At 40.1% G+C, this 17,148-nt stretch carries 20 protein-coding genes, 1 rRNA gene and 1 other annotated feature; all 21 genes read left to right on the forward strand.

Features of this window, described 5'->3' with window-relative positions; all coding sequences use genetic code 11:
* Positions 1–76, forward strand: a 5S ribosomal RNA gene (rrf, locus tag HCJ30_RS14475); the annotation flags it as partial.
* A 146-nt stretch (positions 77–222) separates the two neighbouring features.
* Complete coding sequence (locus tag HCJ30_RS00005; RefSeq protein ID WP_003723894.1) at positions 223–681, forward strand: CtsR family transcriptional regulator; 459 nt, start codon at positions 223–225, stop codon at positions 679–681.
* Between the two features lie 12 nt (positions 682–693).
* A complete protein-coding gene (locus HCJ30_RS00010) occupies positions 694–1,212 on the forward strand; it encodes a UvrB/UvrC motif-containing protein (RefSeq protein ID WP_185391549.1) in 519 nt (172 codons plus the stop codon).
* Positions 1,209–2,231, forward strand: coding sequence for a protein arginine kinase (locus tag HCJ30_RS00015; RefSeq protein WP_185390471.1), 1,023 nt, complete (start codon positions 1,209–1,211; stop codon positions 2,229–2,231). Before HCJ30_RS00010 ends, HCJ30_RS00015 begins: the two co-directional genes overlap by 4 nt.
* 28 nt (positions 2,232–2,259) lie before the next feature.
* Positions 2,260–4,722, forward strand: a complete 2,463-nt coding sequence (locus HCJ30_RS00020; RefSeq protein WP_185390472.1) for an ATP-dependent Clp protease ATP-binding subunit — start codon at positions 2,260–2,262, stop codon at positions 4,720–4,722.
* Between the two features lie 147 nt (positions 4,723–4,869).
* A complete protein-coding gene (radA, locus tag HCJ30_RS00025) occupies positions 4,870–6,243 on the forward strand; it encodes a DNA repair protein RadA (RefSeq protein WP_008946642.1) in 1,374 nt (457 codons plus the stop codon).
* A 130-nt stretch (positions 6,244–6,373) separates the two neighbouring features.
* A complete protein-coding gene (locus tag HCJ30_RS00030; protein ID WP_185390473.1) occupies positions 6,374–7,447 on the forward strand; it encodes a PIN/TRAM domain-containing protein in 1,074 nt (357 codons plus the stop codon).
* Between the two features lie 19 nt (positions 7,448–7,466).
* Positions 7,467–8,165, forward strand: a complete 699-nt coding sequence (gene ispD / locus HCJ30_RS00035; protein WP_185390474.1) for a 2-C-methyl-D-erythritol 4-phosphate cytidylyltransferase — start codon at positions 7,467–7,469, stop codon at positions 8,163–8,165.
* Complete coding sequence (ispF, locus tag HCJ30_RS00040; RefSeq protein ID WP_185390475.1) at positions 8,158–8,631, forward strand: 2-C-methyl-D-erythritol 2,4-cyclodiphosphate synthase; 474 nt, start codon at positions 8,158–8,160, stop codon at positions 8,629–8,631. The genes ispD and ispF overlap by 8 nt, the downstream gene beginning before the upstream one ends.
* Positions 8,632–8,649: 18 nt before the next feature.
* Positions 8,650–10,125, forward strand: coding sequence for a glutamate--tRNA ligase (gene gltX, locus HCJ30_RS00045; RefSeq protein ID WP_185390476.1), 1,476 nt, complete (start codon positions 8,650–8,652; stop codon positions 10,123–10,125).
* Between the two features lie 102 nt (positions 10,126–10,227).
* Positions 10,228–10,454 (forward strand) — a binding site (T-box leader).
* A 70-nt stretch (positions 10,455–10,524) separates the two neighbouring features.
* Complete coding sequence (gene epsC / locus HCJ30_RS00050) at positions 10,525–11,139, forward strand: serine O-acetyltransferase EpsC (RefSeq protein WP_008946649.1); 615 nt, start codon at positions 10,525–10,527, stop codon at positions 11,137–11,139.
* 6 nt (positions 11,140–11,145) lie between these two features.
* Positions 11,146–12,561 (forward strand): cysteine--tRNA ligase, encoded by a 1,416-nt coding sequence (gene cysS / locus HCJ30_RS00055; protein WP_185390477.1) that lies wholly within the window; start codon positions 11,146–11,148, stop codon positions 12,559–12,561.
* A 3-nt stretch (positions 12,562–12,564) separates the two neighbouring features.
* Positions 12,565–12,975 (forward strand): Mini-ribonuclease 3, encoded by a 411-nt coding sequence (locus HCJ30_RS00060; protein ID WP_185390478.1) that lies wholly within the window; start codon positions 12,565–12,567, stop codon positions 12,973–12,975.
* Positions 12,975–13,730, forward strand: a complete 756-nt coding sequence (rlmB, locus tag HCJ30_RS00065) for a 23S rRNA (guanosine(2251)-2'-O)-methyltransferase RlmB (RefSeq protein WP_061668661.1) — start codon at positions 12,975–12,977, stop codon at positions 13,728–13,730. The genes HCJ30_RS00060 and rlmB overlap by 1 nt, the downstream gene beginning before the upstream one ends.
* 2 nt (positions 13,731–13,732) lie before the next feature.
* On the forward strand, positions 13,733–14,245 hold the full coding sequence (locus HCJ30_RS00070) for an NYN domain-containing protein (protein WP_003726877.1): 513 nt from the start codon (positions 13,733–13,735) through the stop codon (positions 14,243–14,245).
* An 80-nt stretch (positions 14,246–14,325) separates the two neighbouring features.
* The gene (locus tag HCJ30_RS00075; RefSeq protein ID WP_185390479.1) at positions 14,326–14,931 is read left to right on the forward strand and encodes an RNA polymerase factor sigma-70; all 606 of its coding nucleotides are present in this window, start codon (positions 14,326–14,328) and stop codon (positions 14,929–14,931) included.
* Between the two features lie 103 nt (positions 14,932–15,034).
* Positions 15,035–15,184, forward strand: a complete 150-nt coding sequence (gene rpmG / locus HCJ30_RS00080) for a 50S ribosomal protein L33 (RefSeq protein ID WP_003728079.1) — start codon at positions 15,035–15,037, stop codon at positions 15,182–15,184.
* 19 nt (positions 15,185–15,203) lie between these two features.
* Positions 15,204–15,383, forward strand: a complete 180-nt coding sequence (gene secE / locus HCJ30_RS00085) for a preprotein translocase subunit SecE (protein ID WP_003726895.1) — start codon at positions 15,204–15,206, stop codon at positions 15,381–15,383.
* 128 nt (positions 15,384–15,511) lie between these two features.
* Positions 15,512–16,045, forward strand: coding sequence for a transcription termination/antitermination protein NusG (gene nusG / locus HCJ30_RS00090; protein WP_003726896.1), 534 nt, complete (start codon positions 15,512–15,514; stop codon positions 16,043–16,045).
* Between the two features lie 54 nt (positions 16,046–16,099).
* Entirely contained in the window at positions 16,100–16,570 is a 471-nt protein-coding gene (locus HCJ30_RS00095) for an immunity 63 family protein (protein ID WP_185390480.1), read from the forward strand.
* A gap of 125 nt (positions 16,571–16,695) precedes the next feature.
* Positions 16,696–17,121, forward strand: a complete 426-nt coding sequence (gene rplK, locus HCJ30_RS00100) for a 50S ribosomal protein L11 (RefSeq protein WP_003718336.1) — start codon at positions 16,696–16,698, stop codon at positions 17,119–17,121.
* The last annotated feature ends 27 nt before the right edge of the window (positions 17,122–17,148 follow it).

Consider the following 17,148-nt stretch of genomic DNA (forward strand, 5'->3'; position numbering starts at 1 on the left):
CGAACACGGTAGTTAAGCTTCTCCGCGCCAATGGTAGTTGGGGGCTTCCCCCTGCGAGAGTAGGTCGCTGCCGGGCAATTCGAAAAAGTCCTAATTATTTAGGGCTTTTTTTGTTTATAAAAAGATAAATAAATTGCTAATAGGTAGGGATATCTAGTATAATTAAAGTCAAAAATAGTCAAAGTCAGTGATTTGTAAAAAATAGAAAGGAGATTCCTTATAATGAAAAATATTTCTGATATTATAGAAGCTTATTTGAAGCAAGTCTTGGAGTCTAGTGAAGCAGTGGAAATTAAAAGAAGTGAAATTGCGGATAAGTTTGAATGTGTGCCTTCGCAAATTAACTATGTAATAAATACTAGGTTTACAATGGAACGAGGTTATATCGTTGAGAGTAAACGTGGTGGTGGCGGATATATTCGGATTATTAAAGTGAAGATGAATGATAAGCTTCAATTGTTAGAAGCAATTATATCAATGGTTCATGATAAAAAGGTCTCTCAATCATTTTCTGAGGATGTTATTTTGAGACTGCTTGAAGAGGAAGTTATAACGAAGAAAGAAGCGAGATTAATGGTTGCGGCATTAGACCGTGAAGTGTTAATTTTACCTTTACCAGATAGGGATATTTTGAGGAGTAGAATTTTAGAGGCGATGTTGGTTGCTTTGAAATATGATTAGGGTGTGATGACGATGATTTGTCAAAGATGTGGGGAAAATAAGGCTGTTATTGCTTTACAACAATTCAATGAGTCTGGGAAAGTGGAATCATTGTATTTATGTGAGGATTGTGCAGCTACGGAAGCACTTTCTTCGGAAAAAGATTTAGTTAAAGCGATGGATACTTTTAGTGAGGTTGCACTTGATTTTTTGACGTTATTGCAAAAAGAAGAAAATGCGCAGAAAAAGGTTGTTTGCGGGAATTGTCAGCTTAGTTTTGAAGAGTTCTTACAAACGAATCGAGTGGGATGTTCGGAATGTTATTCGGCTTTTGAGGAGCAGTTGGTGCCGATTATTGGGCGAGTTCAGAATGGTTACACAAAACATGTTGGTAAAGTACCGGCTGTGGTTGAGCGAGCTGAGGGTGTTCAAAATGAGATTAGTCGCTTGCAAGAGCAGTTAGGACAATTAGTTAAAAATGAGGAGTTTGAAGAGGCGGCGGTTGTTCGTGATCAAATTCGGGCTTTGAAAGCTGGGGGTGAGGATAAATGAATGTATTTGAACCTCGTCTTAGTTCTTGGTTAGAGAATGCTGGTGATGACGATGATGTTGTTCTGAGTTCACGGATTAGGCTTGCTAGGAACTTGAAGGATGAACATTTTCCGATTTATGAGCAGAAGGAAGAAATTGTTGATACTATTGCAGCCGTTTTTGATGATAATTTTACTTTATTTAAAATGAATCAGATTTCTTTATTGGAAAAGGCGCTTTTGGTGGAGAAGCATTTGGTTAGTCCATATATGATGAACAAGAGTGAATATGGTGCGGTTCTTTTAAATGAGGAAGAGAATGTTAGTATTATGTTGAATGAGGAAGATCATTTGCGGATACAGTGTATGACGCCGGGATTGCGGTTGTTTGATGCTTTAGAGGCTGCGCTGCAAATTGATGGTTATGTGGAAGAGAAGTTGACTTATGCTTTTGATAGGCAGTTTGGATATTTGACGAGTTGTGTGACGAATATTGGGACTGGGATGAGGGCTTCTGTGATGGTGCATTTGCCGGGGCTCGTGACAACGAAAAGGATTAAAAGTGTGATTGAAGCGATTAGGAGTCTAGGTTTTGTGGTAAGAGGTATATACGGGGAAGGTAGCATGCCTGCAAGTAATATTTTTCAGGTTTCGAATCAAGTGACTTTAGGTAAAACCGAAACGGAAATTGTGGAAGATTTAACGCAAGTCATGGAACAGATTATCATGCAAGAACGTGTTGCTAGAACTACTTTGAAGCAAAAATTTCATATTGCACTTGAGGATAGAGTTTTTAGGTCATATGGGTTATTGATGAATTGCCGAATTATTTCTATGAAGGAAGCGGCGGATGCTATATCGGATATACGACTTGGTGTAGAATTAGGGTTTTTCGAGCATATTTCTCGCCAAAAAATGAATGAATTGGTACTATTTTCGCAACCAGCTTTTTTGAGAAGAGAAGCAGGGCGCGATATGGATGAATTAGAAGAGAAAGTAATACGGGCCAAAGTGATTCGCGAGATTTTGGGCGATAAATGATGAGGCTTACGATAAGGAGGAAACAACAATGATGTTTGGACGTTTTACGCAAAGAGCTCAGAAAGTACTCGCGTTGTCACAAGAAGAGGCGATGCGTTTGAATCATAGTAATTTAGGAACAGAACATATTTTATTAGGTCTTGTAAGAGAAGGCGAAGGGATTGCGGCGAAAGCTCTTTATGAACTTGGGATTAGTTCGGAAAAAGTGCAGCAAGAAGTGGAAGGTTTAATTGGTCATGGTGAAAAAGCTGTGACAACGATTCAATATACACCTCGCGCGAAAAAAGTGATTGAACTTTCGATGGATGAGGCTCGTAAATTAGGGCATACTTACGTTGGGACAGAACATATTTTACTTGGGCTTATTCGTGAAGGCGAAGGAGTTGCGGCGCGCGTTTTAAGTAACCTTGGAATTAGTTTGAATAAAGCTCGTCAGCAAGTTTTACAGTTGCTTGGTGGCGGAGAGGCTACTGGTGCTGGGCGTCAAACAAATACGCAAGCAACGCCTACTTTAGATAGTTTGGCTCGCGATTTAACCGTTATTGCTCGGGAAGATAATTTGGATCCGGTTATTGGCCGTTCTAAAGAAATCCAACGTGTGATTGAGGTGCTTAGTCGCCGGACGAAAAATAACCCAGTTCTCATCGGGGAACCTGGTGTTGGTAAAACGGCGATTGCGGAGGGCTTAGCGCAACAAATTGTTCGTAATGAAGTGCCTGAGACTTTACGCGGGAAACGTGTGATGACGCTTGATATGGGGACTGTTGTAGCAGGAACAAAATATCGCGGTGAATTTGAAGACCGTTTGAAAAAAGTAATGGATGAAATTCGCCAAGCTGGGAATGTTATTCTATTTATTGATGAGTTGCATACTTTAATTGGCGCTGGTGGGGCGGAAGGTGCGATTGATGCATCGAATATCTTGAAGCCACCGCTAGCTCGTGGTGAGTTGCAATGTATTGGGGCAACGACGCTGGATGAATACCGTAAATACATTGAAAAAGATGCTGCACTAGAAAGACGTTTCCAACCGATTAAAGTGGATGAACCATCTGTTGAAGAGTCTGTTCAAATTTTGCATGGTTTGCGTGATCGTTATGAAGCGCATCATCGTGTCGCTATTACAGATGAGGCGCTTGAAGCAGCTGTGCGGTTATCTGATCGTTATATTTCAGACCGTTTCTTGCCAGATAAAGCGATTGATGTTATTGACGAGGCTGGTTCTAAAGTACGTTTGAAATCTTTTACAACACCAAAAAATGTAAAAGAAATGGAAAATAATTTATCTGATTTGAAAAAAGAAAAAGATGCGGCTGTTCAAGGACAAGAGTTTGAAAAAGCAGCGTCATTACGTGATAAAGAGCAAAAACTTAAAAAATCTTTAGAAGAAACAAAAGCGAATTGGCAAGAGAAACAAGGACTTGATCATAGTGAAGTAACGGAAGATATTGTCGCTGAAGTGGTTGCGAGTTGGACTGGGATTCCAGTTGCGAAACTTGCGGAAACTGAGACGAATAAACTTCTAAATATGGAAAAACTGTTACATGAGCGTGTTATTGGACAAGATGCAGCTGTTAAGGCCGTGTCGCTAGCTGTTCGCCGAGCTCGTGCAGGGCTTAAAGATCCGAAACGTCCGATTGGTTCCTTTATTTTCCTTGGACCTACTGGGGTTGGGAAAACAGAACTTGCACGTGCGCTTGCTGAGTCGATGTTTGGCGATGAGGATTCGATGATTCGGATTGATATGTCCGAGTATATGGAGAAATTCTCGACTGCTCGTTTAGTAGGGGCTCCTCCTGGTTATGTTGGATATGAAGAAGGTGGGCAACTGACTGAAAAAGTTCGTCAAAAACCTTATTCAGTAGTCCTTTTAGATGAAATTGAAAAGGCGCATCCGGATGTATTTAATATGTTGCTGCAAGTGCTAGATGATGGGCGTTTAACTGATTCTAAAGGGCGAGTAGTTGATTTTAGAAATACAGTTATCATTATGACTTCCAATATTGGGGCTCAAGAAATGAAACAAGATAAATCAATGGGCTTTAACGTGGTGGATCCGATTAAAGATCATAAAGCAATGGAACACCGCGTTTTACAAGACTTAAAACAAGCTTTCCGTCCAGAATTTATTAACCGGATTGACGAAACAATTGTATTCCACTCACTAAAAGAAAAAGAATTGAAACAAATTGTTACGCTATTAACTTCTCAATTAACGAAACGATTGGCTGAGCGCGATATTCATGTGAAATTAACAGAAGGCGCGAAAGCTAAAATTGCCAAAGACGGCTATGATCCAGAATACGGAGCGCGTCCTTTGAAACGAGCTATTCAAAAAGAAGTGGAAGATATGCTTTCTGAGGAATTGCTTCGTGGCAACATTAAAGTAGGCGATTACGTTGAAATTGGTGTGAAGGATGGAAAATTAGAAGTTAGAAAAAAAGCTGCTCCTAAAAAGAAACCGACTGCCAAAAAAGTAAAAGCAAAATAAGTGAAAAGCCTTCCTTAATCTAATTTTAAGGAAGGTTTTTTATGCAAAATGGAGGATTAGGGCTGAAAAAACGAATTTGGCGAAAAGGGTTAACGCGAACAGATGATCTGTGGTAAAATGAAGCATATGCATGGAGGGATGTGAAAAATGGCTAAAGCAAAAAGGACGACCAAATTTGTGTGTCAGGCATGTGGGTATGAATCGGCAAAATGGATGGGCAAATGTCCGAATTGTAATGAGTGGAATCAGATGGTGGAAGCTTTAGAACCATCGAAGAAATCGCGCTCAGCTTTTAATCATACAGGAGAGCCTTCGAAAGCGACTCCGATTACACAGATAGCAAGTGAAGTAGAAAAACGTGTTGAAACAAATATGCCAGAATTGAATCGCGTTTTAGGTGGCGGTGTAGTTCCGGGATCTATGGTACTCGTTGGAGGGGACCCTGGTATCGGGAAGTCAACCTTATTACTGCAAGTGTCAGCGCAACTTACGCTTACAAATAAAAAAGTATTATATATTTCTGGAGAAGAATCTATTAAGCAAACAAAATTACGGGCAGAACGATTGCAAGTTTCCGGGGATAATTTATATGTTTATGCCGAAACTAATTTAGAAGCTGTTCAGGAAACGATTGATTTTGTGAAGCCTGATTTTGTAGTTATCGACTCTATTCAAACGGTTTATCATCCGGATGTTACGAGTGCGGCGGGGAGCGTTTCGCAAGTTAGAGAATGTACAGCGGCATTGATGCGAATTGCTAAAATGCAAAATATTGCTATCTTTATTGTAGGACATGTAACTAAAGAAGGAGCGATTGCGGGACCGCGTTTGCTCGAACATATGGTAGATACTGTGCTTTATTTTGAAGGGGAGCGTCATCATGCTTACCGGATTTTGCGTGCAGTGAAAAACCGTTTTGGATCAACGAACGAAATGGGTATTTTTGAAATGCGGGATGTTGGACTTGTCGAAGTTGCTAATCCATCCGAAGTTTTCTTGGAAGAGCGTCTTGAAGGTGCATCAGGGTCAACGGTTGTAGCCTCAATGGAAGGGACGCGTCCGGTTCTGGTGGAAATTCAGGCGCTAGTTTCACCGACAATGTTTGGGAATGCTAAACGAATGGCGACTGGAATCGACTATAATAAAGTGTCGCTAATTATGGCTGTTTTAGAAAAACGAGTAGGCTTAATGTTACAAAATCAAGATGCTTATTTGAAAGCGGCTGGTGGCGTGAAATTGGATGAGCCAGCAGTGGACTTGGCAGTTGCGGTGAGTGTTGCATCAAGCTATCGTGACAAGCCAACGAAAAGCACGGACTGTTTTATTGGAGAACTCGGACTTACTGGTGAAATTCGACGTGTGGCAAGAATTGAGCAACGCGTGCAAGAAGCTGCAAAACTTGGCTTTAAACGAATTTTCATTCCTAAAAATAATGAGGGAACTTGGAAGATACCAAAAGATGTACAAGTTGTTGGGGTGGAAACAATCGGAGAGGCTTTGAAGAAAGCTTTACCGAACTGAAAATAAATACTTGCGGGATTCCGTGAGTACTATTTGCGGTATAGTCTTTTAATAGTGTAAAATAGTGCTATATGTATATTGGTAATAGCCCGATTATATATAAATGAAAAATGGGAAAGGAGGAAACTAAATGCTTACATGGGTAATTCGAGTGTGTTTTTTAATTCTTGGTGGGACAACGGGAGTCTTTTCACTGCCAACACTTTGGGTGAAACTTGGAATAGGACACATTTTGCTAATTAATAATCCTTATACTGATGCTCTGATTGGTGCACTTATATTTTATCTTATTACTTTTTGGGCGGTGAAATATGTAGAAGCCGCACTTAATTGGTTAGAGGAAAAGTTAGCTAAAATTGCTATTGCTACCCTTGTTTATGGGGGACTTGGTTTGTTTGTAGGTTTAGTCATTGCATTTTTTGCGAGCAATGCACTAAGTCAAACGAATATTCCGCTTTTAAATTCTGTAGTACCAGTTATTTTAACGTTAGTGCTGGGTTATTTAGGGTTCCGAATTGGAATTAGTCGTCGCAATGAATTTGGGAATTTTGTCAATAACAGAAATGCTAGGAAGAAAACACCGGAAGAAGAGCAAACGGAAGAAAAATCTAAGAAAACGTATAAAATTTTGGATACGAGTGTTATTATCGATGGTCGTATTGCAGATATTTTAACTACTGGATTTTTAGATGGAACGGTTGTCATTCCGCTATTTGTATTAGCTGAACTGCAGCATATTGCGGATTCGTCTGATACACTTAAACGAACAAGAGGTCGTCGTGGATTAGATATTTTGAATCGAATCCAAAAAGAGGACGCTATTCAAGTGGAAATGTATGAAGGTGATTTTGAAGACACGCCAGAAGTTGATAGCAAACTTGTAAAACTTGCTAAAGTAATGGGCGGGATTGTTGTCACTAATGATTATAATTTAAATAAAGTATGTGAATTCCAGAATGTACCAGTTTTAAATATTAATGATTTGGCTAACGCTGTGAAACCTGTTGTTTTACCGGGTGAAAAAATGACTGTTCTTATGGTGAAAGATGGCAAAGAGCATAATCAAGGCGTTGCGTATTTAGATGATGGAACGATGATTGTTGTAGAAGACGGTCGTAAATTTATTAATGAAACAATCCAAGTCGAAGTAACAAGTGTGCTTCAAACATCAGCAGGAAGAATGATTTTTGCTAAGCCATCCTGATTGGAAGGGAGAAATAAGCATGAATTATGAGTTGGTTTTTTTAGCGGCAGGTCAAGGAAAACGTATGAATGCCGAGAAAAATAAGATGTGGCTAGAACTAGTTGGCGAACCAATTTTTATTCATGCCTTGCGTCCTTTTTTAGCGGATAATCGTTGTTCCAAAGTGATTGTTGTGTGTCAAGAAGAGGAAAGAAAGTATGTAAAAAAATTAATGAGTCAGCTAAATGTTGCTGAACAGCGAGTTGTAATCGTGAAAGGTGGAAGCGAGCGCCAATATAGCGTAGCGGCAGGTCTTGAACGTTGTGGAACAGAGAGTGTCGTGCTGGTGCATGATGGGGCTAGGCCATTTGTTACGGTTGATATTATTGATCGATTGCTGGTCGGTGTGAAGCAAAACAAAGCTGCAATTTGTGCGGTGAAAGTGAAAGATACGGTGAAGCGAGTTGTGAATGATGTTGTTCAAGAAACAGTTGATCGTGAAAATCTTTGGCAAATTCAAACACCGCAAGCCTTTGAACTGCATATTTTACAAAAGGCGCATCAGCTTGCACGAAAAGAACAATTTCTAGGGACGGATGAAGCTAGTTTGGTGGAGCGAATTCCGTGTCCGGTTGCTATTGTCCAAGGAAGCTATTATAATATTAAGCTGACAACTCCTGAGGATATGCCACTTGCGAAGGCGATTTTGGGAGAACTTGGAGGGAAAGCAAATGATTAGAATTGGTCAAGGTTATGATGTACATAAACTTGCCTATAACCGAGAGCTGATTATCGGCGGGATTAAAATTCCTTATGAAAAAGGTTTGCTGGGCCACAGCGATGCAGATGTGCTACTTCATGCTATAACTGATGCTATTATCGGGGCGATTGGGGCAGGAGACATTGGCCATTTTTTCCCAGACACAGATATGGCTTTTAAAGATGCGGACTCAGCGGAGTTACTTACTGAAATTTGGCGGAAGGTAGAGGCGGATGGTTTTCATCTTGGGAATTTAGACGCTACTATCATTGCTGAAAAGCCTAAAATGGCGCCGCATGTAGAGTTAATGAAGCAGAGAATTGCGGAGTTGCTACATGCGAATCCGACTCAAGTGAATGTAAAAGCAACGACAACAGAGAAATTAGGATTTACTGGTAGAGAAGAGGGAATCGCAAGTCTAGCGGTTGTCTTACTTGAAAAATAATTGAAGGAGTGAATAATTGTGAGTGAAACAAAACGAGTACGTGTGCGTTATGCGCCAAGTCCAACTGGATTTTTGCATATTGGGAATGCGCGTACTGCCTTATTTAACTATTTATTTGCAAGACATAATGATGGAGATTTTATCATTAGAATTGAAGATACGGATGCTAAACGTAACATAGCTGACGGCGAAGAAAGTCAAATGACCAACTTGAAATGGCTTGGTATGGACTGGGATGAAGGCGTTGATGTTCCTGGGAAATACGGACCTTACCGTCAATCCGAACGTCAATCTATTTATGAGCCACTAATTCAAGAACTTTTGGATAAAGGTTTGGCATATAAATGTTATTGTACAGAAGAAGAATTAGATGCAGAACGTGAAAAACAAAAAGCAAATGGTGAAATGCCTCGTTATAGCGGGAAATGTCGTCATTTAACAAAAGAACAACAAGCGGAAAAAGAAGCGCAAGGCTTTAAACCGAGCATTCGTTTCAAAGTGCCAGCGAATGAAACAATTACTTTTAACGATATGGTAAAAGATGATGTTTCGTTTGAATCAAATGGTATTGGTGATTTTGTTATTGCGAAAAAAGACGGAATTCCGACGTATAACTTTGCGGTAGCCGTGGATGACCATTTGATGGAAATCTCGCATGTTCTTCGTGGAGATGACCATATTTCGAATACGCCGAAACAAATAATGATTTATAATGCATTTGGTTGGGAACCACCAATTTTCGGTCACATGACGCTGATTGTGAATGAAAGTAGACGTAAACTAAGTAAACGTGATGGCTCGATTATTCAATTTATCGAACAATATCGTGATTTAGGTTACTTGCCAGAAGCTTTATTTAACTTTATCGCTATGCTTGGTTGGTCTCCAGAAGGGGAAGAAGAAATTTTCTCCAAAGAAGAGTTCATTAAGATGTTTGATCCGAAGCGTTTATCTAAATCGCCTGCATTATTCGATAATGTTAAATTGACTTGGGTGAATAACCAATATGTGAAAAAATTACCGTTAAATGATGTCGTAGAGCTTTCTTTACCTCATTTACAAAAAGCTGGTGTTGTATCTGCTGAGTTAGATCAAGCAGAACTTGATTGGGTGCACAAATTAGTGTCACTTTATCATGAACAAATGAGCTACGGTGCGGAAATTGTGCCACTTTCAGAAATGTTCTTTGCGGATGCTGAGTCGATTACGTTTGATGAAGAAGAGACAGCTGTTCTTGCGGAAGAAACTGTACCAACTGTTATTTCGGCCTTCAAAAAAGAACTAGAAGCATTAGAAGTTCTTGAAGCTGCGGAAGTTAAAGCTGCAATCAAGCGTGTCCAAAAAGAAACTGGCGTAAAAGGAAAAGGTTTGTTTATGCCAATTCGTATTGTGACAACTGGTGAAATGCATGGTCCGGAATTACCACTTGCAATTGAGGTTCTTGGCCTTGAAAAAGTGCTTAATCGTTTGGATACATGGTTGAAAAACAATTAATTTAAAGGGAAAGCATCTCGGCTATTTGCGGGGTGCTTTTTTATTTTGATATATTTCAGTTGCAAGGAATTTTATTGCTGTTATAATAGAACTAAATATACGGAAAAAGTGCTGATGGGAAGAAGTACGGAATTCTAAGCTTTTAGAGAGAGTCGCCATGGCTGGAAGCGACTTAGCTGAACACTCCTGAAATGCCTCCCTGAATTCTAGTGGGAAATTTTAGTATCACTAGACGAAATGTGGGTCGTTATCCCCACCCCTAGAGTTGGAGTAGCTGCTACAATTAGCAATGCTCAAGTCAGAGTGGAACCGCGCAAAGCGTCTCTGTATCGGAGGGGCTTTTTTTGTTGGTTTAGGTTCCAATAAAAAATGTACAAACTTGAATAAGGAGGCAACAAAATGCCAACTCGCTTAAAAGAAGATATTACAACAATTATAAAGAATGACCCTGCGACGAAGAGTTTTTTTGATGCTTTTTTAACAAATCCAGGATTACACGCACTTTGGTGGCATCGGGTGGCGAACTTTTTTTATCGTCACAAAATGGTTTTGTTGGGAAAAGTATTATCGCAGACTGCTCGTTTTTTGACTAATATAGAGATTCATCCAGGCGCAACTATTGGTAGAAGGCTTTTTATTGATCATGGTGCAGGAATTGTTATTGGAGAAACGGCAGAAATTGGCGATGATGTAACGATATTCCACGGGGTTACGCTTGGGGGAACTGGGAAAGACTGCGGGAAACGCCATCCAACTGTTGGTGACGGGGCGCTCGTTTCAGCAGGAGCGAAAGTGCTTGGGCCTGTAGAAATTGGAGCAGATGCGCGTATTGGTGCGGGAGCTGTCGTTTTAAAAGACGTGCCACCTGGTGCAACGGTTGTCGGAATTCCGGCTAAAGTTGTTCGGTTGAATGGTCGTACGGTAGGGCATGCGGTCCCGAAAATGGACGAATTAACGTTACGAATTGCGGAATTAGAAAATATAGTAGAAAAACTTTTAAAGGAAAAGGAGTAGATCTGATTGTCGATACAAATTTTTAATACGTTAAAACGAGAGAAAGAGCCTTTTAAACCGCTCAAAGATGGCGAAGTGAAAATGTATGTTTGTGGGCCAACTGTTTACAATTACATTCATATCGGAAATGCGCGACCGATCATCGTCTTTGATACAGTTCGTCGTTATTTTACGTACCGTGGCTATGATGTGAAGTTCGTGTCTAATTTTACGGATGTGGATGATAAATTGATTCGTGCGGCGAATGAGCTGAAATTGACGGTTCCGGAAGTGGCGGATCGCTTTATTGGCGCTTATTTTGATGATGTGGATCAGCTGAATGTGGCGAAAGCGACTGTGAATCCACGCGTGACGGAAAATATGGATGAAATTATTCAAATGATCAGTACGCTAATCGAAAAAGGGTATGCGTATGAGTCGGCTGGCGATGTGTATTTCCGGACGAAGAAATTCAAAGATTACGGCAAACTGTCTGGGCAAGAATTATCGGAATTGCAACACGGGGCGCGGGTTGAATATAATGAGCGCAAGCAAGATGAACTTGATTTCACACTTTGGAAAGCGGCTAAACCGGGTGAAATTTTCTGGGAAAGTCCGTTTGGGAATGGTCGTCCGGGTTGGCATATTGAATGCTCGGCGCTGGCGAAAAAATATCTTGGTGAGACGATTGATATTCATGCAGGCGGGCAAGATTTAGTATTCCCTCACCATGAGGATGAGATTGCTCAATCTGAAGCGGCAACAGGGAAAACGTTCGCGAACTACTGGATGCATAATGCCTTTTTAAATATTGATGGGGAAAAAATGTCCAAATCGCTTGGGAATTTTATTACGCTTCATGATGTGCTGAAAGATAACGATCCAAATGTGATTCGATTCTTCATGCTATCTGTGCATTACCGGAAGCCAATTACGCTGAATGATGCCATTTTAGAAGATGCGAAAAATGGTTTGGAGCGTTTAATGATTGCGTATCAAAATATTGACCACCGCATTCAAACGGATGACGGCGAATATGTGGAAGAGGCGCATGAGGACGAGTGGTTAGAACAACTGACCGAATTAAAACAAGCTTTTGAAGATGATATGGATGATGATTTTAATACAGCGAATGCGATTACCACTTTCCACGAACTTGCAAAACGTGCCAATATTTACCTTGCGAAAGAAACAGTTTCTATCAATGTTTTGCGCGAATTTTTAAGTATGATGCGTTTATTCGCGGAAGTATTAGGCTTGAAATTAGAAAATACGCAAACCGATTCGCTGGATGATAGCGAAGTAGAGGCGTTAATTGAAGAACGTCTGCAAGCGCGAAATGAACGCAATTTTGCACGAGCTGATGAAATTCGAGACATTTTAAAAGAAAAAAATATTATTTTGGAAGACACTGCGCAAGGCACGCGGTTTAGACGGGGGTAAATCATGGCAGAAGTGAAAGAATACAAACAACTGAATGGCCTCGCGCTTGCTTACATGGGTGATGCGGTGTACGAAAAATTTATCCGTGAACATTTACTTGCAGCAGGAAAAACCAAACCGAACCAATTGCATAAGACAGCGACAAAATTCGTTTCTGCAAAAGGGCAAGCTGTGGCGCTGAAAGCTATGATCGCAGAAGGTTTTTTGACAGAGGAAGAAGACCGAATTGCCAAGCGTGGTCGGAATGCGAAGTCGTATACAGTTCCTAAAAATACAGACCCGGGAACATATAGCATGTCTACCTCTTTTGAAGCGGTGCTTGGTTACCTTTACTTAGCGGGTGAAATGGACCGACTGCAAGAATGGATGGAAAAGGCGCTTGAAATAGTAGAAAAAGGAGTGGAAAACAACTAATGGAACAAGAAAATGAGCAAGAGTGGATTGGCGGGAGAAACCCCGTCCTTGAAGTGTTAAGATCCGATCGAGATATCCATAAAATATACGTACAAGAAGGTTCGCAAAAAGGTGTTTTAAAACAAGTATTAACCTTGGCGAAAGAACGTAAAATCCAAGTCCAATTTGTGCCAAAACAAAAAATTGAAAAAGTGGTAAGTGGCGCACATCAAGGGGTTGCGGCTCAAGTGGCGGCATATCAATATGCGGAACTCGACGATTTATTCGCAGCGGCTGAAGCAAAAGAAGAGATGCCATTTTTCATTATTTTAGATGAACTAGAAGATCCGCATAACTTAGGTTCGATTATGCGTACGGCTGATTCTGTTGGTGCGCATGGGATTATTATTCCGAAACGCCGCTCAGTAGGGTTGACGCAAACTGTTGCAAAAGCTAGTACAGGTGCGATGGAATATGTGCCAGTAGTTCGCGTGACGAATATGGTGCGGACAATGGAAGAATTGCAAAAACGTGGATTATGGATTTTCGGGACAGATGCGAAAGGTAGTAGCGATTACCGGACGATGGATGTGGATATGCCACTTGCGATTGTTATTGGCAGTGAAGGTTTCGGAATGAGCCGTTTAGTTCGTGAAAAATGCGATTTTCTTGTTCATTTACCAATGCGTGGAAAAGTTACATCACTTAATGCGTCTGTTGCAGCTAGTTTGTTACTTTATGAAGTTTATCGGAAACGTTTCCCTCTGGAGAAATAAAGATGGAACAAATTCTGCTTGTTGATGGATATAATGTGATTGGGGCTTGGCCGGAATTGAGTTTTTTGAAAGATCGTGATTTGGAAGCGGCGCGAGATAAGCTGGTTGAATGGATGGCGGAATATCAAAGTTATACAGGATATCGAGTGGTGGTCGTTTTTGATGCGCAGTTTGTTCGCGGTGTGAAGCGGAAAAGCAAGAAATATCAAGTCGAAGTTGTTTTTACACATGAGGATGAAACGGCAGATGAGTACATTGAACAAAAAGCGATTGAGTGGAAAAATGTCCGAACGCAAATTATGGTAGCGACCTCTGATTATACAGAACAGTGGGCTATTTTTGGCCAAGGCGCGTTACGGATTTCTTCCCGAGAACTACTTTTTGAAATTCAAGAAATGAGCAAACAAATCGGTCAGAAAATCAAGCGAATTCAGGAAGAAATGCCAAAATCTAACCTTAATCTGGATTCGGATGTTATTTCACAGCTCGAAAAGTGGAGAAGAGGCGAGGAGTAAGGGATTGACGGTATGTTTCTGACTATGTATAATGGAGCAACCATAGAAGAAATCCTGTCGTAAAGGAGCCGATTAGCCTAGTGGATAATTCAGTGAATCAAGAAGAACTTGCGATGCTCGAACTAGCGAGAAGCGGTGATACAGAAGCGCTAGAATATTTTTTCAGTAAGTATCAGTCGATTATTTACTGGAAATCAACTCAATATTTTCTGCAAGGTGCGGAGCGAGATGATTTAATCCAAGAAGCGATGATTGGTCTTTTCAAAGCAATTCGGGATTATGATAAAGCCAAAGAAGCTTCTTTTCGATCATTTGCAGAAATGTGCATTAACAGGCAGCTTCTTTCAGCGGTCAAACGGGCGTCAAGACAGAAGAATATTCCGCTTAATAATTCGGTTTCGCTTGATACGCCAATGGCTGAGGATGATGTGGACTGGACTTTGCTAGATGTTATTTCCGAAAAAGCAGCTGAAACGCCAGAAGACTTTTTAATCAAAAATGAAGATTTAACGCATGTAGCACGCCAACTAGAACAAGTCACAAGCGAATTTGAAAAAGAAGTTTTAAAACAATATTTAGAAGGTAAGAGCTATCAAGAAATGGCGCTTTTCTTCAACAAAAAAGAGAAAGCAATCGATAATGCCCTACAACGCGTCAAAAAGAAAATGATGAAACAGCTAGAATGAAAAAACAATTGACTAGCTAGGAGCCAAATGTTATATTTATATGGATGAAATGTGCCTATTTTTTGGCATGGCATATTTAATGATTGCGGAGTTGAGATAATTTATGAAGAAGAAAACATCCCTCGCTTGTTCTGAGTGTGGTTCAAGAAACTATACGGTCAATGTTAGCGGGACGCAGAAAGAAACTCGCTTAGAAGTGAAGAAATTCTGCCGACACTGCAATAAACATACATTACATCGAGAAACAAAATAGACGATATGGAGGTTTTGGTATGTCTGCAATAGCAAGATTCTTTCGGAATGTTTCATCCGAAATGCACAAAGTTACGTGGCCAACTAGAAAAGAACTTTTAACATACACAGTAACAGTAGTTATTACAGTAGTTTTATTTGCTCTATTCTTTATGTTAATTGATTTCGGTATCGAACAAATTATTAAACTTATCGTGTAGTGCTAGGAATTTTACAAAGATAATGATATACTATTACTTGAGACAAAACCCGTACAACTTTCGGGTTTTTTATTTTGGATTATACTAAAAGGAGGATGGCGGCAAAATAGGATGCTGCCAACTAAACAATGGAAAAAAATTGGTATGTAGTTCATACTTACTCCGGTTATGAAAATAAAGTCAAAGCAAACTTAGAAAAACGTGTAGAATCAATGGGCATGTCAGATAAAATCTTCCGCGTTATCGTACCGGAAGAAGAAGAAACAGAAGTGAAAAACGGCAAAACAAAAACAATCAAACGTAAAGTTTTCCCTGGTTATGTATTAGTAGAAATCGTTATGACAGATGATTCTTGGTACGTAGTTCGTAATACTCCAGGTGTTACAGGGTTCGTTGGTTCAGCAGGTTCTGGATCAAAACCAACACCATTACTTCCAGAAGAAGCAGACCGTATTCTTAAAAGCATGGGCATGGTTGAAAAACGTGCAGAAGCTGACTTCGAAATCGGCGAAACAGTTATGGTCAAAGAAGGACCATTCGCAGACTTCTCTGGTAAAGTGGATGAAATGGACAACGACAAAGGTAAAGCGAAAGTCATGGTTAACATGTTCGGACGTGAAACGCCAGTCGAAGTGGATTTCAACCAAATCGAAAAACTTTAAAACTTACAACCTCTACATTTATTTGTGGAGGTTGTTTTGTTAGGAGGCGACAAAATGGACAAAGCGAAACAGGTTTATCTGGATTTTAAACGAGAAGCCGATTTTTTAGAGCTCGATTTCCCTTTATTTCTAGGTGATGGTCCAGGTTGCGGCGAGCTTTGCATGGATTATAACGAACAAGATGGCTATATGCTCTATGGTTATGAACGGGGCAAACGTAACAGTGAATTTAAAACAACAAACTTTGAAGAATTTAAATACGAGGTTTTCTTGCATATTTGTTGGTACATGGGAATGGAATTTGAATTGCGTCATCGCAAGGAAGATACGCAGCACGACGATAATATTTTAGAAACAGACACCCGGAAAATCGCTTTTGAAAAAACTTTACAATTACTAAAAATGGTAAATCCGGCATGGCTTGATAAAGCGGCAATTGGCTACACGGCCTATTTGAACTTATGGCGCGAAAATAAAAATGTTTACTTCGATAAAGAAGCGATGCAATTTAAAGTAAATTCATAAAAAATCTTGCAACTACACATTTAAAATGGTATCATATATAAGTACGTTTTTGACGTATGTTTTAACGTGGGAGGGGAAATATCAGCCCCAGTCAACCACATCACGGACTTAAGGAGGTATGTCTCGTGGCAAAAAAAGTGATTAAAGAAGTTAAACTTCAAATTCCAGCAGGTAAAGCAAATCCTGCACCTCCAGTTGGACCTGCATTAGGTCAAGCTGGCGTAAACATCATGGGATTCTGTAAAGAGTTTAATGCTCGCACAGCCGATCAAGCTGGTCTTATTATTCCTGTTGTGATCACTGTATTTGAAGACCGTTCGTTTACGTTCATCACTAAAACTCCACCAGCAGCTGTATTACTTAAAAAAGCAGCTAAAGTGGAAAAAGGATCCGGTGAACCAAACAAAACAAAAGTTGCATCTGTAACTCGCGCTCAAGTACAGGAAATTGCTGAAACAAAAATGCCAGACCTTAACGCTGCAAATGTTGAATCTGCAATGCTAATGGTTGAAGGTACTGCACGTTCTATGGGTATCACTATCCAAGACTAATCGTGTGTTTCACAATTTGACAATTAA

Origin of the sequence: Listeria cossartiae subsp. cossartiae (assembly GCF_014224155.1) — a bacterium.
GTDB lineage: Bacteria > Bacillota > Bacilli > Lactobacillales > Listeriaceae > Listeria > Listeria cossartiae.

Excerpts from the sequence above, each read along its gene's own strand:
- HCJ30_RS00005 (WP_003723894.1), top strand. The coding sequence starts at position 223 with ATGAAAAATATTTCTGATATTATAGAAGCTTATTTGAAGCAAGTCTTG.
- HCJ30_RS00010 (WP_185391549.1), top strand. The coding sequence starts at position 694 with ATGATTTGTCAAAGATGTGGGGAAAATAAGGCTGTTATTGCTTTACAA.
- HCJ30_RS00015 (WP_185390471.1), top strand. The coding sequence starts at position 1,209 with ATGAATGTATTTGAACCTCGTCTTAGTTCTTGGTTAGAGAATGCTGGT.
- HCJ30_RS00020 (WP_185390472.1), top strand. The coding sequence starts at position 2,260 with ATGATGTTTGGACGTTTTACGCAAAGAGCTCAGAAAGTACTCGCGTTG.
- radA (WP_008946642.1), top strand. The coding sequence starts at position 4,870 with ATGGCTAAAGCAAAAAGGACGACCAAATTTGTGTGTCAGGCATGTGGG.
- HCJ30_RS00030 (WP_185390473.1), top strand. The coding sequence starts at position 6,374 with ATGCTTACATGGGTAATTCGAGTGTGTTTTTTAATTCTTGGTGGGACA.
- ispD (WP_185390474.1), top strand. The coding sequence starts at position 7,467 with ATGAATTATGAGTTGGTTTTTTTAGCGGCAGGTCAAGGAAAACGTATG.
- ispF (WP_185390475.1), top strand. The coding sequence starts at position 8,158 with ATGATTAGAATTGGTCAAGGTTATGATGTACATAAACTTGCCTATAAC.
- epsC (WP_008946649.1), top strand. The coding sequence starts at position 10,525 with ATGCCAACTCGCTTAAAAGAAGATATTACAACAATTATAAAGAATGAC.
- HCJ30_RS00060 (WP_185390478.1), top strand. The coding sequence starts at position 12,565 with ATGGCAGAAGTGAAAGAATACAAACAACTGAATGGCCTCGCGCTTGCT.
- rlmB (WP_061668661.1), top strand. The coding sequence starts at position 12,975 with ATGGAACAAGAAAATGAGCAAGAGTGGATTGGCGGGAGAAACCCCGTC.
- HCJ30_RS00070 (WP_003726877.1), top strand. The coding sequence starts at position 13,733 with ATGGAACAAATTCTGCTTGTTGATGGATATAATGTGATTGGGGCTTGG.
- rpmG (WP_003728079.1), top strand. The coding sequence starts at position 15,035 with ATGAAGAAGAAAACATCCCTCGCTTGTTCTGAGTGTGGTTCAAGAAAC.
- secE (WP_003726895.1), top strand. The coding sequence starts at position 15,204 with ATGTCTGCAATAGCAAGATTCTTTCGGAATGTTTCATCCGAAATGCAC.
- nusG (WP_003726896.1), top strand. The coding sequence starts at position 15,512 with ATGGAAAAAAATTGGTATGTAGTTCATACTTACTCCGGTTATGAAAAT.
- HCJ30_RS00095 (WP_185390480.1), top strand. The coding sequence starts at position 16,100 with ATGGACAAAGCGAAACAGGTTTATCTGGATTTTAAACGAGAAGCCGAT.